General features: G+C 59.0%; 11 protein-coding genes and 3 pseudogenes. 10 read left to right on the top strand and 4 right to left on the bottom strand.

Annotated features, from left to right (window positions below; genetic code table 11):
• Positions 1 to 79: 79 nt before the first annotated feature.
• The 3 genes and pseudogenes from QFX16_RS13010 to QFX16_RS13020 all read right to left on the bottom strand — a co-directional run.
• Positions 80 to 267, bottom strand: a pseudogene (locus QFX16_RS13010) (LysR family transcriptional regulator); the annotation flags it as partial.
• 42 nt (positions 268 to 309) lie between these two features.
• Positions 310 to 2481, bottom strand: a complete 2172-nt coding sequence (locus tag QFX16_RS13015) for an ATP-binding protein (RefSeq protein ID WP_283184232.1) — start codon at positions 2479 to 2481, stop codon at positions 310 to 312.
• Positions 2482 to 2577: 96 nt separating this feature from the next.
• Positions 2578 to 2709, bottom strand: a pseudogene (locus QFX16_RS13020) (ATP-dependent Clp protease proteolytic subunit); the annotation flags it as partial.
• Between the two features lie 242 nt (positions 2710 to 2951).
• Here QFX16_RS13020 and QFX16_RS13025 point away from each other — a divergent pair.
• Both QFX16_RS13025 and QFX16_RS13030 read left to right on the top strand, forming a co-directional pair.
• Positions 2952 to 4409, top strand: coding sequence for an NAD-dependent succinate-semialdehyde dehydrogenase (locus QFX16_RS13025; protein WP_283184233.1), 1458 nt, complete (start codon positions 2952 to 2954; stop codon positions 4407 to 4409).
• Positions 4410 to 4434: 25 nt separating this feature from the next.
• Positions 4435 to 5515, top strand: a pseudogene (locus QFX16_RS13030) (tartrate dehydrogenase).
• Positions 5516 to 5729: 214 nt separating this feature from the next.
• On the opposite strand, the gene QFX16_RS13035 reads toward QFX16_RS13030, so the two are convergent.
• Complete coding sequence (locus tag QFX16_RS13035) at positions 5730 to 6656, bottom strand: 2-hydroxyacid dehydrogenase (RefSeq protein ID WP_283184234.1); 927 nt, start codon at positions 6654 to 6656, stop codon at positions 5730 to 5732.
• Between the two features lie 272 nt (positions 6657 to 6928).
• Here QFX16_RS13035 and gabT point away from each other — a divergent pair, with 272 nt between their 5' ends.
• From gabT to nirD, 8 genes are all read left to right on the top strand, one after another.
• Complete coding sequence (gene gabT, locus QFX16_RS13040) at positions 6929 to 8221, top strand: 4-aminobutyrate--2-oxoglutarate transaminase (protein ID WP_283184235.1); 1293 nt, start codon at positions 6929 to 6931, stop codon at positions 8219 to 8221.
• 95 nt (positions 8222 to 8316) lie between these two features.
• Positions 8317 to 8973, top strand: coding sequence for an HAD family hydrolase (locus QFX16_RS13045; protein ID WP_283184236.1), 657 nt, complete (start codon positions 8317 to 8319; stop codon positions 8971 to 8973).
• A gap of 45 nt (positions 8974 to 9018) precedes the next feature.
• Entirely contained in the window at positions 9019 to 9507 is a 489-nt protein-coding gene (locus QFX16_RS13050) for an Lrp/AsnC family transcriptional regulator (protein WP_008055821.1), read from the top strand.
• 528 nt (positions 9508 to 10035) lie between these two features.
• Complete coding sequence (locus QFX16_RS13055; RefSeq protein ID WP_283184237.1) at positions 10036 to 10674, top strand: DUF4198 domain-containing protein; 639 nt, start codon at positions 10036 to 10038, stop codon at positions 10672 to 10674.
• A 28-nt stretch (positions 10675 to 10702) separates the two neighbouring features.
• A complete protein-coding gene (locus QFX16_RS13060) occupies positions 10703 to 11908 on the top strand; it encodes an acetyltransferase domain-containing protein (RefSeq protein WP_283184238.1) in 1206 nt (401 codons plus the stop codon).
• A gap of 60 nt (positions 11909 to 11968) precedes the next feature.
• Positions 11969 to 12214, top strand: a complete 246-nt coding sequence (locus QFX16_RS13065; RefSeq protein WP_283184239.1) for a hypothetical protein — start codon at positions 11969 to 11971, stop codon at positions 12212 to 12214.
• A 95-nt stretch (positions 12215 to 12309) separates the two neighbouring features.
• Positions 12310 to 14871 (top strand): nitrite reductase large subunit NirB, encoded by a 2562-nt coding sequence (gene nirB, locus QFX16_RS13070; protein ID WP_283184240.1) that lies wholly within the window; start codon positions 12310 to 12312, stop codon positions 14869 to 14871.
• Positions 14871 to 15248: a nitrite reductase small subunit NirD gene (gene nirD, locus QFX16_RS13075; RefSeq protein ID WP_129444743.1), complete on the top strand. Its 378-nt coding sequence runs from the start codon at positions 14871 to 14873 to the stop codon at positions 15246 to 15248. The genes nirB and nirD overlap by 1 nt, the downstream gene beginning before the upstream one ends.
• The last annotated feature ends 4 nt before the right edge of the window (positions 15249 to 15252 follow it).

Below are 15252 nucleotides of genomic sequence, written 5' to 3' on the forward strand. Positions count from 1 at the left end.
CGGCCTAAGACGACTCATAGTAAACATCAGATGCTTCCGGTTCGTCTTGCCAAAACAATCCCCCATCTCACGCACTGCCTTAAGAGAAAACATCGCCTCGAAGAGCATTCAGAACAAGCGAAAAAGCCGGTGTTGGCAAGCGACGGCTCGGTAGTGCAGGTGATAACCCGAGAACAGAGGGCACCAGTCCTCTAGCACTCGTATCAAGCGGCCATCCTCAATATGCGGTGCAAATTCTTCTTCCAGTAAATATGCGATGCCTTGGCCGTAATGGGATCAACGAAGATCCGAGGAGGAGAGGGAACTGGGCTAATTGCTATTTGAGAGAGTGTTTATCAACGAGTTCACTCGCGAACTGAGTTCGTTCAGACTAAAGGGCTTGGTTAGAATCCGAGTAGTCGCATCGACCGTGACCAATCTCGCACCGCCAGCGAACCCGGTGATAAAAAGCACTTTGAGTTGCGGATATTTCTTCTTGAGTTCCGCAGCCAAGCTGATCCCGTTCATCAATCCGGGTAAGCCTATATCGGTGAGCAGTAAATCTAGGTGTTCCAGCTTCTCCGCTTGCTTCATTGCGGAATCACTATCCACTGCTTCAATGACGCGATAGCCAGTTTCTGACAAAAGCTCCGCCCCCATCTGTCTGATAGCCGCTTCGTCGTCCACCAGCAAAATAGTTTCATTGTTGCCGAATGGTTCTGGCTGATGGGATTCGCCCAGGTCTCCTTTTGGGTCGTCAGGCCGCGAATCATTAACTGGAAAATACATGGTCACTGTGGTGCCAACACCAAGGCTACTGTGAACTCTAACTTGGCCACCGGATTGCTGGGTGAAGCCATAAATCATCGAAAGGCCTAATCCGGTACCTTCCCCAATCTTCTTGGTCGTGAAAAATGGGTCAAATATGCGCGACAAGATGTCCGGACTGATTCCAGTGCCTGAATCTGTGACAGCTATGCTCACATACGTTCCAGGCGGCATTACTTTTTCGGAGGAGGACGCTTCATCGATGACGTATCGCTCGACCTGTAGGTCGAGCCTACCCCCATTGGGCATTGCGTCCCGTGCGTTGATCGCAAGATTAAGCAACGCATTTTCCAGTTGGTTGAGGTCGCATCTAATGCGATCGGTTGCCCTGAATGAGCACTCCACAATGATGTTTGGCCCGACCGTACGGCGAATCATTTCTTCCAGTCCTGCCACCACTTTGCGAGGTTCGAGGAGTTCCGGTTTGAGTGATTGTTGTCTCGAAAATGCCAGTAGACGCTGCGTTAATGCGGCCGCCCGAGATGCTGAGGTCATGGCAACAAAGTTATATCGGGCTAGCTCATTGTAGCGGCCAGCATCGATGCGCCGCTGCATCAGCTCCAGGCTACCAATTATGCCGGCTAGCAGATTATTGAAGTCATGGGCTATTCCCCCAGTAAGCTGGCCGACAGCTTCCATTTTTTGACTCTGCCGTAGCTTGGACTCCGTCACGGCGCGCTCATGCTGTTCCTCCTCAAGTTGCTGAGTACGTTGAGCGATACGATCCTCCAGCAAGTCGTTCCAGTCCCGTAGTGCGCTCTCTAACTGTACCCGATCGTCTACATCTTCGATTGTGCCGTACCACTGCTCGCATTGTCCGGCGGTGTTAAGACTACACAACGCAAGGACTCTAAACCAACGGTAGTCGCCTGTATGTTTTCGTAAACGGATTTGTAAGTCGAAAGGTTGCAGTGTGGCCAGTGATTGATCCCACAAATTAGCTATTGATACCTGGTCTGCGGGGTAAGCGGCATTAGCCCACTGCCGTTCCAATGTCTGCGCAGGTGACAGACCGGTATATTCATACCAGCGCTGATCGATGGAGATAAGGTTGCCGACTTTATCAGCAGTCCAAGGCCAAAGTGGATTGAGCTCAGCTGCGATGCGGTAATGCCGCTCGCTTTCGCGCAATTTTTTTTCCGTTAAACGCATGGCTTCCGAAGTTTTGGAACGCTTCAAAACTGCGCCGAGTAGGTTGCTGTACCCCCGAAGGAAATCGATATCGCTTTCTGTGAACTGGCGAGGACTTCGACTATCAACCTCAAAGATCCCGAAAGGACGTTCGCCATTGGCGCCGTGGACTAAAACGTTGACGAAGGCTTTTACCCCGTTTTTCATATGAAAGTCGTGATAGCGGAATCGTGTTTCTGTTGAAATGTCCGTCGATATGACTGGGGCGTTCGTGTTAAGTGAATACAGTTCTGGGCTTCCTTCGCGTGCTTGCACCCGAACCTTCCCGACAACATCGGGCGTCCAACCCACACCGTTTCGCACGAAGAACGTGATGCCGTCTTCCTGCAGCTGCATGAATTTGGCCAGATTGGTTTCGAGCGCGTCACCGACTAACCGACACGCCTCATCAAGGATGTGCTCAAGGTCATCTGATGCCAAGGCTAGCTCGCCAAACTTGGCAAGCACTTTGCGCTGGCGCAGTAACGTTTCCTCGATTGCCATGGGTTCACCACTGGGGGTTTTAATATCCGAGGCTTGGGCTCAGGCTAGGTTCAATCTGCCTGATCGATTGCAGTTTTCGCTGGATTCCACGCTCGCTTAACTGCCACTGACTTTCCAGTGTTTGACATCATTGGCGAACACCATCTGCTTCATCTCATGAGCAATTCCGTAGGCCAGAGACTCGTGTGCAGCTATGACTTTTTCCTCTGCTGACAGGCAATGAAAAATTCCTGCGCAAGACACAAGCGGGCTTGCTCGCGAAGGCGGTGTGTCAACAACATTGATATCGACTGACCCGCCGCTTTCGCGAGCAAGCCCGCTCCCACAGGGTTTTGTGTTTGTCTGACGGATCACGAATCTGCCGTTCCACCGCCAAATTTCAGCATCCGACACTGTCCTCAAATCGCTTTCAGCATCCTCATCCGCAGCACCTCCCTAGACTGGAGCGTGTCTCGGATCAGGACTCGACCATGCTCAAGAATCGTTTGAAAGACCCCAGCCTTTTAGCAGAACTCGCCTATGTCGACGGGCAGTGGATCGGCGCCGACAACGCCGCGACTCTGGACGTCATCGACCCGGCCAACGGCCAGCTAATTGGCCGCGTACCGGCGATGCAAGGCGCGGAAACCCGTCGCGCCATTGAAGCCGCCGGAAAAGCCTGGCCGGCCTGGCGCGCTCGCCCGGCGGCGGAACGTGCGGCGCTGCTTGAGCGCTGGTATCAGGCCATGATCGATAACCTCGACGACCTGGCGCTGATCATGACCTGCGAACAGGGCAAACCGTTGAACGAAGCCAAAGGCGAAATTCGCTACGGCGCCGGTTTCGTCAAATGGTTCGCCGAGGAGGCCCGACGGGTCTACGGCGAAACCATGCCGGCCCCCAGCGGCGACCGCCGACTGCTGACCCTCAAGCAACCGGTGGGTGTTTGCGCCGCGATCACCCCATGGAATTTCCCCAACGCGATGATCACCCGCAAATGCGCGCCAGCCCTGGCGGCCGGGTGCCCGATCATCGTCAAACCCTCGGACCTGACGCCGTTGTCTGCGTTGGCGTTGGCGGTGTTGGCCGAACGGGTCGGCATCCCGGCCGGGGTGTTCAACGTGTTGACCGGCATGCCCGCCGGCATCGGCGAAGAGCTGACCGGTAACCCAAGCGTGCGCAAGATTTCCTTCACCGGCTCGACCGCCGTCGGCCGCTTGCTGATGCGCCAGAGCGCCGAACACATCAAGCGCTTGAGCCTGGAGCTGGGCGGCAACGCGCCGTTCATTGTGTTCGACGACGCTGACCTTGAGCAGGCCGTCGCCGGCATCATGCTCAGCAAGTTTCGCAACGCCGGGCAAACCTGCGTCTGTGCCAATCGCATTCTGGTGCAGGACGGCATCTACGAACGTTTCGCCCAGCGTCTGGTGGAGGAGGTGGGCAAGCTCAAGGTCGGTATCGGCCTGGACGCCGACGTCACCATCGGTCCGCTGATCAATCCGGCGGCGGTGAGCAAAGTCGCCCGGCACATCGACGATGCCCTGAGCCAGGGCGCGCGTTTGCTCTGCGGCGGCATTCCCGAGGGCGACAGCCAATTCGTGCAGCCTACGGTCCTCGGCGAAGCACATGCGGGCATGCTACTGGCCAACGAAGAAACCTTCGGTCCGGTGGCGCCGCTGATGCGTTTCACTGACGAAGCGGAAGCCCTCGCGCTGGCCAATGCCACGCCTTACGGTTTGGGTGCCTACTATTTCACCCAGGACTTGCGTCGTTCATGGCGTTTCGGCGAGGCGCTGGAGTTCGGCATGGTCGGCCTCAACACCGGGATCATTTCCATGGAAGTCGCCCCGTTCGGCGGCATCAAACAGTCGGGCCTGGGCCGCGAAGGCAGCAAGTACGGTCTGGATGAATACCTTGAAGTCAAAGCCTTCCACATCGGTGGGCTGTAATTCACAGACACGGGGAGGCAGATTGATGAGCAAGACATTCAAAATCGCCGCGATTGCCGGCGATGGCATCGGCAAGGAAGTGTTGCCGGAAGGGCTGCGAGTACTGGAGCAGGCCGCGAAGAAATGGCAGCTTGATCTGAGCATCGAAGTGCTCGACTGGGCGCATTGCGATTACTACCTGGAACACGGGCAAATGATGCCCGACGACTGGTTCGAACAGCTCAAGGGCTTCGACGCGATCTACTTCGGCGCCGTGGGCTGGCCGGACAAGGTGCCGGACCACATTTCCCTGTGGGGCTCGCTGCTGAAGTTCCGTCGCGACTTCGATCAGTACGTGAACATCCGCCCCGTGCGGCTGTTTCCCGGTGTGCCGTGCCCATTGGCCGGACGCAAGCCGGGGGACATCGATTTCGTGGTGATCCGCGAAAACACCGAGGGTGAATACTCCTCGGTCGGCGGCAAGATGTTCGAAGGCACCGAGCATGAATTCGTGCTGCAAGAGTCAGTGTTCACCCGCCGTGGCGTCGACCGGATTCTCAAGTTCGCCTTCGACCTGGCCCAGACCCGGCCGCGCAAACGGCTGACGGCGGCGACCAAGTCCAACGGAATTTCCATCAGCATGCCGTACTGGGACGAGCGCACGGCATTGATGGCGGCGCAGTACCCGGAGATCACCTGGGACAAGCAGCACATCGACATTCTGTGCGCGCGTTTCGTGCTGCAACCGGAACGGTTTGATGTGGTGGTGGCGTCGAACCTGTTCGGCGGACATTCTGTCCGACCTGGGGCCGGCGTGCGCCGGGACCATCGGCATCGCGCCGTCGGCCAACCTTGATCCTGAACGTCGCTTTCCGTCGCTGTTCGAGCCGGTGCATGGCTCGGCGCCGGACATCTATGGGCAGAACATTGCCAACCCGATTGCGATGATCTGGTCTGGGGCGTTGATGCTGAATTTTCTCGGTAATGGAGATGAGCGCTATCGCGCGGCGCATGACGGGATTCTGCAGGCGATTGAGCGGGTGATTGCGGATGGGCCGATTACGCCGGATCTGGGGGGGAAGGGGTCGACTCAGGAGGTCGGGAAGGCGATTGCCGATCGACTTTGAGTGTGTGGAGGATCTGAAATCGCCCCCTCATCTCCCCAGAGGGGCGAGGGGACTGACCGATGTGTTATTGAGAAAAATTGCGACCTGAGACTCCGAGTTGAACTCAGGTTTTGAACGGCATGAAGATCGGCTCCCTTTCCCCTCTTCCCATTGGGGAGAGGGCTGGGGTGAGGGGTGGCTTTAGCAGGCACCACAAATACCAGAGCTAACTATTTCAGTAACCTTGTTTTCGATCGATCTGGCCCACCATCGGCGCGCCTCTTTGATGCCGTCGGATATTCTCCAGCAACACCCCAAACGCACTCTCCGGCTGCGTCATCGCGGCAATATGCGGTGTCAGCAGAATCTGCGGATGATCCCAAAACGGGTGATCCGCCGGCGCCGGTTCTTCTTGCAGCACATCGAGCACCGCGCCACTGAGCTGCCCGCTGTCCAGCGCCTCAAGCAAGTCATTTTCCACCAGATGCCCGCCACGACCCATATTGATCAACGCAGCGCCATGGGGCATTTGCCGGAACAACTCACGATCAAGAATGCCCTGAGTCTGCTCAGTCAGTGGCAGCACGCACAGCAGAATGTCGCACTGGCTGAGAAACGCCGGCAGTTGCTCGCGCCCGGCATAGCACTCCACACCAGCGACCTGATGCGCACTGCGCGCCCAACCCGACAAGGCAAAACCCAACGGCTGCAACGTCGCCAGAATCTGCTGAGCCTGGGTGCCAAGGCCCATGATCCCGATCCGCCGCGTGGCCGCCGGTTGCAGCAAGTGCGCCTGCCAGCACCGCGCCATTTGCTGCTGGCGATAACGCAGCATGTCCCGGTGCAGGCTCAGCACCGCAAAACTGGCGTATTCGCACATGCCTCGGGTGATGCCGGGGTCCAGCAGGCGCACCACCGGCAAGCTCGCGGGCAAGCGACTGAGGTCCAGTTGATCAACCCCAGCGGACAACGCGAACAACACTTTCAGATTCGGCAGCAAAGCCTCTAGATCGTCAGGTGCCTGCCAGGCGGCGAGGTACTTGATGTCCGCGGGATCACCGATGTCCGGCCAGGCGCGCCATTCGATATCCGGGGCGTGTTCGGCAAACAGCGCTTTCCACTGTTCGCCGCGCACAGGGTCAGCTTTATAGAGCAGGGCCATGGGCATGTCCTGAGGGATGAAGGTGTTGTCCATCATCGCGCAACGTCGGCGCAGGATCTGTCGAAAGGGCAGGGTTAAACGGGTTTCGCGATGCTCGATCGGCGACGGCCCGGCAGATTCGACGGGCGAAAGGAATCTGCCGTTTGGCGGGGTGAAAACAGTCGATCCGAATTTCTCAGGGGCCAAGTTCGGCGTAGATCGTTTCGCGCAAGGCTTAACCTGAACACCATCGCAACCACCTCCCGGTTGCCGGACTCACGATGGGAAATGCCATGAATAGCAAAGTCGACGAAACCCTTCATTTGCTCCGTCAGCGCGATCAATTCGTGCCGCGTGGCCTGGTTACCGCTCACCCGTTGGTGATCGATCGCGCCCAAGGTACCGAGTTGTGGGACGTGGACGGCAAGCGCTACCTGGATTTTGTCGGCGGCATCGGTGTGCTGAACATCGGTCACAACCACCCGAAGGTGGTCGCTGCGGTGCTGGCGCAATTGCAAAAGGTCTCTCACGCCTGTTTCCAGGTGGTGGCCTATAAGCCTTATCTGGACCTGGCCCAGCGCCTGTGCGAAATGATCGGTGGCAAAGAAGCGTATAAAGCGGCGTTCTTTACTTCCGGTGCCGAGGCGGTGGAAAACGCGGTGAAGATCGCCCGCGCTCACACTAACCGCTCGGCCGTGATCGCCTTCCGCGGCGGCTTCCACGGCCGTACCTTGCTCGGCACCACGCTGACCGGCATGAGCCAGCCGTACAAGCAGAACTTCGGGCCGTTCGCCCCGGAGGTGTTCCACACCCCGTATCCGAATGCGTATCGCGGTGTCACCAGTGAGATGGCGCTCAAGGCCCTCGACGAGTTGCTGGCCACCCAGGTTGCCCCTGAGCGTGTCGCCGCGATCATCATCGAACCGGTGCAGGGCGACGGTGGTTTCCTGTCGGCACCGGCGGAGTTTCTCCAGGCCTTGCGCGGGCTGACTGAAAAGCACGGCATTGTGCTGATTCTCGATGAAATCCAGACCGGTTTCGGCCGTACCGGCAAGTGGTTCGGTTTCCAGCACGCCGGCATTCAGCCCGACCTGGTGACCGTCGCCAAAAGTCTGGCCGGTGGCTTGCCGTTGTCCGGGGTGGTCGGCAAGGTCGAGATCATGGACGCGCCGCTGCCCGGCGGCCTGGGCGGCACGTACGGTGGCAACGCCTTGTCCTGCGCCGCCGCGCTGGCGGTGATCGATGCCTTCGAGGAAGAACAACTGCTGGCCCGCGCCGAAGCACTGGGCGAGCGTTTGCGTCAGGGGCTGCTGCGTTTGCAGGCCCGTTACGGGCAAATCGGCGACGTGCGCGGCACCGGGTTCATGCTGGCAATCGAATTGATCAAGGATGACGCGGCCCGCACGCCGGACGCTGACCTGAATCAGCGACTGATCGATGAAGCCCGGGCCGGCGGTTTACTGGTGATCAAATGCGGTGTGTACCGCAACGTCCTGCGCTTCCTCGCACCGCTGGTGACCACCGAAGCACAGGTCGATGAAGCGCTGCAGATTCTTGAAGCGGCATTGGCACGCGTCTTGAACTGAGCCCATGGCCGCTCTGGGCGGTGCCACAAGGCATCGTCCGTGAGCGTTTATGGAGCATGGATTGATGGAATGCATCATCGGAGGCTTTGCGCACCATGGGGCTGACTGATTATCGAGCACTGCTCATCGATTGCGATGAGGTCCTGGTCGATCGGGACTCGGGTGTCTGGACGGCACTGCAACCGCTGCTGGACAGCCGAGGCGGTCATTCGGACAAGGAACAGGTGCTGGCCGAATACAGCGAGGTGGTGCGAGCGCTGTATCCGCGTTTCGCTGAACTGGGCTTTAGTGGCGTGCTGTGTTTCGCCCATCGCCAGTTGGCCGAGCGCTGGGGCCTGAAAGCCAGCTGGGAGGAGGGCATGAGCTTTGCCCGTTCGGTGGCCGGCTGGTCGCTGTTCGAGGACGCGCCCGGGGCGATGTTGTACCTGCGCAAGTTCTACCGCTTGCTGGTGCACGGCGACCGGGGCGTCGAGGATCGAGGGCTGCTGTGTGAGCGGTTGGGGATCCTGCCCGACGATTTCATTTCACTGGCCAGCGACCCTTTACTCGATCCGCAGTGGTTAAAGGCCAACGATTTTGAAGCCGGCAACATCCTGCACGTGACCCGACCTTCGGCCGATCGACAGGCGGCCAAAGACGTGTGCCTGATCTGTCGCGGCCGGTCAAAACGCCCCACGCCTTGCGCGGCGGATTACTGTATTAACAGCATGGCGGATCTGGTGGCTCAGCATCAGCTGTCTTTACGGCGCTGATTTTGCTAGAAGATTGTCTTACAGACGGCAGTCAAGAGGTACGCAATGGAAGGGTTAGTCAAACTGGACCGAATCGACATCAGCATCCTGGTGGAGCTGCAAAAGGACGGGCGCATGACCAACGTCAGCCTGGCCGATGCGGTGGGGTTGTCGGCCAGTCCCTGCCTGCAACGGGTCAAACGGCTTGAGTCGGCCGGGTATATTTCCAGCTACAAGGCGCACCTGAACCTGGCCAAGATCACCGATTCGGTGACGGTGTTTACCGAGATCACCTTGAGCGACCACAAGCGCGAAGACTTCGCCAAGTTCGAGTCCAATATCCGTCTGGTGGACGAAGTGCTCGAATGCCATTTGATCAGCGGTGGCTACGATTATCTGGTGCGCTTCATGACCCGCAGCATCCAGCATTATCAGGAAGTGATCGAAAGCCTGCTGGACAAGAACATCGGCATCTCCAAGTACTTCAGTTACATCGTCATCAAATCTCCGGTGCTCAAGGACGGCGTGCCGCTGCGTAAGTTGCTGCGCCACTGACAGACTCCATTCTCAATACCAACACGAATCCCCTGTGGGAGCGGGCTTGCTCGCGAAGAGGCCGTGTCAGTCGATAGAAATATCAACTGACAAACCGCTTTCGCGAGCAAGCCCGCTTGTGTCTTGCAGCGCCGTCTGCACCGCGTTTGGACATGAGTTCGTTAGATCCCCTCAACATGCTTCATGCTGGCGCAGGCCGCATAAACAGCTGTTTGCAGCCTGCAAAACAGTCGTCAGATGCGCTCTGACCGATGATTTCGAAACAACGCGCAAAAGTCTCTGCGGTGTAATGCGTTTAGAGAGAGGGGAGCGGTTTGTTGTCCGGCTGGTTTCGATAAAACGATGCGGCTGCCACGACCCGCTGAATAACACCAATCGGAGCGAAAAAAAATGCGAATGAGCAACGCAAAAGCACTATTGGGTTACGGCGTTTTACTGCTGGCGAGCAGCAGCGAGGCGCATCAGATCTGGTAGGAACAACCACCCGGGCAACCCCTGGCGTTGTACTACGGGGAATATGACAAGAACATGCTGGAAGTCACACCGGGCGGGATGGATCGGTTCCAGCAACTCAAGGGCTGGTCGATCAGCGACCGGTCCCAGCCATTAACGCTGACCTTGCAGCGCCAAGCGTTTGCGGTGGCGCATCAAACCCGGGCAGATGACTCGTTGCTGGCCCAGGACCCGCACTATCCGATCTTCGACCTTCATGAGGCGGACAAGGCGCTAAAGACGCACTGGACGCCGGCGACCCGTTGGGTTGGCGACTTGCGCGCACGCACCCCGGAACTGACCCTGGACATCGTGCCGACCGGCGTCGCCGATGCAGGCAAGGCGCAGTTCCAGGTAGTCTATGCGTCCAAACCGTTGGCCGACCAGGACGTGGTGCTGGAAACCGGCTCCGGTGAAGTGTTCACCCAGCGCACCGACGCCTCGGGCAAAGTCAGCTTCGAGCTGCCGTGGCAGGGCACTTACGTGGTAGCCGTGGAATACAAGGACCGCACGCCCGGCGAGCGCATCAGTCCTCAAGGCAAAGCGGAACCGTTCGATATAAAGAGCTTCAGTTCGACATTGTCGTTCTATCGATCACAGGGCCAGACGCCGTTGCCGCGAGCGCCGTCGCAGCTGCCGGCATCGGAAGTCGCCAGGCTCAAGAAACAGGCCTGACCCCTCGACCATTACATGAGTGACTGATATGACCCCATCTTCAGGATTGGCAGGGCAGGCGACAACCGCTTCCCCTGCGCTTGCAACCACTGCCGTCAAGGCCAACACCCGAATGCTGGCGATCGACGCCCTGCGCGGCTTCGTCATGCTGTTGATGCTGATCGACCATGTGCGGGAAACCTTTCTGCTGCACCGTCAGGTCACCGACCCGATCGATGCGTTGAGCGTCACGCCGGACCTGTACTTCACCCGCATGCTCAGCGAGATCTGCGCGCCGGCATTCATCTTCCTCACCGGTTTGTCGGCCTGGCTCTACAGCCAGAAACACACGGCGAAAGAAACCTCGGTGTTCCTGCTCAAGCGTGGGTTGTTCCTGGTGTTTCTCGAAGTCACCTTCGTGTGCTTTGCCTGGAACGCCGAGTTCCCGCCCAAGACGCTATGGCTGCAGGTGATCTGGTGCATCGGCATCTGCATGATTGTGCTCGCCGGGTTGCTGCACTTCAAACGCGCTTGGCTGATCGTACTCGGCGTGGCCATTGTCGCCGGGCACAACCTGCTCGATGGCGTGACCGTGGGGCCGGAGTCGCCGTTCTTCGTGCCGTGGTCGATCCTGCATCAGCGGGTGTTCATCGACATCACTGAATTCACCCGGGCCCGCACCACTTACCCGGTATTGCCCTGGATTGGCGTGATCCTGCTGGGGTGGGGGATCGGGCCGTGGTTCGGCAAGGAAATGGACCCGGCCGAGCGGATTTCCCGTCTGCTCAGACTGGGCGCCGGCCTGCTGGTGGCGTTCGTGTTCATTCGCTACCTGAACGTCTATGGCGAGAAACCCTGGGTGCAGACTGGTGACTCGTTGCGCACCTTCATGAGTTTCATGAGCGCCAAGAAGTACCCGCCCTCGCTGATGTTCCTGATGCCGACGATTGGCCTTTCGCTGATCTTGCTGGCGCTGTTCGAGAAGCTGCAGGATCGCTGGTCCACCGCGACCCTGGCGATTTACGGCGGGGCGCCGATGTTCTTCTATTTGCTGCACTTGTACGTACTCAAGGCCATGTATCTGGTGGCGGTCGCGATCTGGGGCGCCAATCAGGGGGCGTACTATGGCTTCGACAACCTGCCCACGGTGTGGCTGTGGAGTGTGATCCTCGGGGTGTTGCTGTTCTTCCCTACGCGCTGGTTCGCCAACCTCAAACAGCGCCGCCGCGATATCGCGATCCTCAAATACCTCTGACGTGACTGTATGCCGGACCCCGTCAGGTGGCAGGTTCTGAACTGGAACGGAACAGCCTTTGTGCACTTTTATAAGGCTGCGCCACCTCGCGCTGCACTATGCGAAGGCAAATATCGGGCGTTCATGGGCACCCGTGGTCAACGTTTACTGGCGCAAGGACTGCCAATGGTCGACTGGCACAAAGTCTGCAAGACACTGTTCAGGCCCACTGTGAACGCAGTCGAGTGGGCAGCCCCCTCGGTCAACGACGATCGATTGACCGAACAGGTCGCGGGCAACATCGGTGGATCCGGCATAGATGCCTGACTTAGCACCGTAAACGAACAGGCAAAGACGCCTGGAACCGCAAGGTTTCAGGCGTTTTTTTTTGCTTTTTGAACAGCTATCGACGGGTGTCTCTTATGAATTCCAATGTGGCCACTTTGAACAAGCTGCAAACGCTGATCGTGATCGGCAATGGCATGGTCGGACATCATTGTGTCGAACAGCTGATCGAACGCGGTGCCCTTGATCAGTATCGGCTGCACGTCTTCAGCGAGGAGCCGATGCGTGCCTACGACCGCGTGCACCTTTCCGAGTATTTCTCCGGCCGTGATGCCGAGTCGCTGGCCCTCGGTGAAGCCTCGCTGTATCAGACCCCGGGCGTCACGCTGCATCTGGGGGTGCCGGTCCTGGAAATCGACCGCGTCCGCCGCCAGGTGATCACCGCGCAAGGCTGCGTTTCCTACGACAAATTGGTGCTGGCCACCGGGTCCTATCCGTTTGTGCCGCTAATCGAAGGCGCCGAGGGCGATTCGCGCCTGGTGTATCGCACCCTTGAAGACCTCGACGCCATTCGTGCCGCGGCAAGCAACGCCCGACGCGGTGTGGTCGTCGGCGGTGGCTTGCTCGGCCTGGAAGCCGCCAACGCCCTGACAACCCTGGGGCTGGAAGCTCATGTGGTGGAATTCGCCCCGCGTCTGATGCCGGTGCAGTTGGACGAGTACGGTGGTCTGGCGCTCAAGGCGCAGATCGAACGCCTCGGCGTCGGTGTGCACCTGTCGCGCGGGACTCAGTCGATAAGCGCAGGCGAGGAATACCGCTATCGGATGAACTTCGCCAATGACGAATTTCTTGAAACCGACCTGATCGTGTTTTCCGCCGGTATCCGTGCGCAAGACGCACTGGCTCGTCAATGCTCGCTGGAAGTCGGCCCGCGCGGCGGTGTGGTGATTGACGACCAATGCCAGAGCAGCGATCCAAACATCTACGCCATCGGCGAGTGTGCCGCGTGGAAGGGCAGCATTTTTGGCCTGGTCGCCCCGGGCTACCAAATGGCGCGCGGTGTTGCCGCACTGCTGTGCAACGAAACCGCCGAGCCGTTCATGGGCGCGGACATGTCGACCAAGCTCAAACTGCTGGGCGTCGATGTCGGTTCCATCGGCGACGCGCATGGCAGCACGCCGGGCGCGCGCAGTTATCAGTTTATCGACGAGACCACGGCCAGCTATCGACGCCTGGTGGTGGACGCGACGGGCAAGCATGTACTCGGTGCGGTGCTGGTCGGTGACAACAGCTACTACGACACGCTGCTGCAATACATGCAGAACGCGATTGCGCTGCCGGCGGAACCCGCCAGCCTGATTCTGCCGTCGTCCGAAGGCGCACCGACCCTGGGCCCGGGCGCGTTGCCCGAAGCGGCCACGGTGTGCTCGTGCCACAACGTCACCAAGGGTTCCATTTGCTCGGCCATCGACGGTGGCTGCACCGACTTCGGCCTGCTCAAATCGCAGACCAAGGCCTGCACCGGTTGCGGTGGTTGTGCCGGGTTGCTCAAGCAGGTGTTCGAACATGAGTTGATTGCCCGTGGCGTCAGCGTCGACAAAAGCCTGTGCGAACACTTTGCCTATACCCGTCAGGAGCTGTATGCGCTGGTGCGGGTAGAAGGGGTGATCACCTTCGAAGAACTGCTGGCCAAGCATGGCCGTGGTCACACCGGTTGCGACGTGTGCAAACCGGCGGTGGGATCGATCCTCGCGTCGTGCTGGAACCAGCCGATCATGGACGCCTCACTGGTGCCGTTGCAGGACACCAACGACACCTTCATGGCCAACATGCAGAAAAACGGCACCTATTCGGTGGTGCCACGCATCCCCGGTGGCGAGATCACCGCCGACAAACTGATCGCGATCGGTGTGGTGGCGAAGAAATACGACCTCTACACCAAAATCACCGGCGGCCAGCGTATCGACCTGTTTGGCGCGCAGTTGCATGAATTGCCGGACATCTGGGCCGAACTGATTGAAGCCGGTTTCGAAACCGGGCATGCCTACGGCAAATCGACCCGGACGGTGAAGTCCTGTGTCGGCAGCACCTGGTGCCGTTACGGCGTGCAGGACAGCGTGCAAATGGCCCTGACCATCGAGGACCGTTACAAGGGGCTGCGCTCGCCGCACAAGCTCAAATTCGCGGTGTCCGGTTGCACTCGGGAATGCGCCGAGGCCCAGAGCAAAGACGTTGGCGTGATCGCCACCGAGAAAGGCTGGAACCTTTACATCGCCGGCAACGGTGGCATGCGCCCACGTCACGCCGAGCTGTTCGCCACCGACCTCGACGATGCGACCCTGATCCGCTACATCGACCGCTTCCTGATGTTCTACATCCGCACTGCCGACAAATTGCAGCGTACCTCGGTGTGGCGCGAAAGCCTGGAAGGCGGCCTCGATTACCTCAAGGATGTGATCATCAACGACAGCCTGGGACTGGGTGAAGAGCTCGAATCGCAGATGCAACTGGTGGTCAACCGCTATGAATGCGAATGGGCCAACGCCCTTAAAGACCCGGAAAAACTCAAGCGCTTCCGTACCTTCGTCAACGATAAACGCCCAGACCCGGACATCCACTTTGTCCAGGAACGCGGCCAGCGGCGCCCGATCATGGCCGCCGAACTCAACCTTATCCCTGTTATCGAGGAGATTGCCTGATGAGCCAGTCCAATACCCAACGCATCGATTCCCTGGAAAACACCGAGGCCTGGCAAACGGTGTGCGAGCAACAGGACCTGGTCAGCAACTCCGGCGTCGTCGTCTGGCTCGACGGCGCGCAAGTGGCGCTGTTCTACCTGCCGGGTGCCGAGGGTCGGACCCTCTACGCCATCGACAACCATGACCCGCAATCCGGGGCAAATGTGATCGGTCGCGGGTTGGTCGGCAGCATCAAGGGTGATCTGGTGGTTGCATCGCCGATCTACAAACAGCATTTCCGCCTTGAGGACGGCAGTTGCCTGGAGTACCCGCAACAGCGTCTGCGTGTCTGGCCTGTTCGCTTGAACGCCGGCGCGGTGCAAGTCGGGGTGGCTTGAGCCT

Source organism: Pseudomonas svalbardensis (assembly GCF_030053115.1).
GTDB lineage: Bacteria > Pseudomonadota > Gammaproteobacteria > Pseudomonadales > Pseudomonadaceae > Aquipseudomonas > Aquipseudomonas svalbardensis.

Bases quoted from the DNA above. Each gene is read 5' to 3' on its own strand.
- QFX16_RS13015 (WP_283184232.1), bottom strand. From the start codon at position 2,481: ATGGCAATCGAGGAAACGTTACTGCGCCAGCGCAAAGTGCTTGCCAAG.
- QFX16_RS13025 (WP_283184233.1), top strand. From the start codon at position 2,952: ATGCTCAAGAATCGTTTGAAAGACCCCAGCCTTTTAGCAGAACTCGCC.
- QFX16_RS13035 (WP_283184234.1), bottom strand. From the start codon at position 6,656: ATGGCCCTGCTCTATAAAGCTGACCCTGTGCGCGGCGAACAGTGGAAA.
- gabT (WP_283184235.1), top strand. From the start codon at position 6,929: ATGAATAGCAAAGTCGACGAAACCCTTCATTTGCTCCGTCAGCGCGAT.
- QFX16_RS13045 (WP_283184236.1), top strand. From the start codon at position 8,317: ATGGGGCTGACTGATTATCGAGCACTGCTCATCGATTGCGATGAGGTC.
- QFX16_RS13050 (WP_008055821.1), top strand. From the start codon at position 9,019: ATGGAAGGGTTAGTCAAACTGGACCGAATCGACATCAGCATCCTGGTG.
- QFX16_RS13055 (WP_283184237.1), top strand. From the start codon at position 10,036: ATGCTGGAAGTCACACCGGGCGGGATGGATCGGTTCCAGCAACTCAAG.
- QFX16_RS13060 (WP_283184238.1), top strand. From the start codon at position 10,703: ATGACCCCATCTTCAGGATTGGCAGGGCAGGCGACAACCGCTTCCCCT.
- nirB (WP_283184240.1), top strand. From the start codon at position 12,310: ATGAATTCCAATGTGGCCACTTTGAACAAGCTGCAAACGCTGATCGTG.
- nirD (WP_129444743.1), top strand. From the start codon at position 14,871: ATGAGCCAGTCCAATACCCAACGCATCGATTCCCTGGAAAACACCGAG.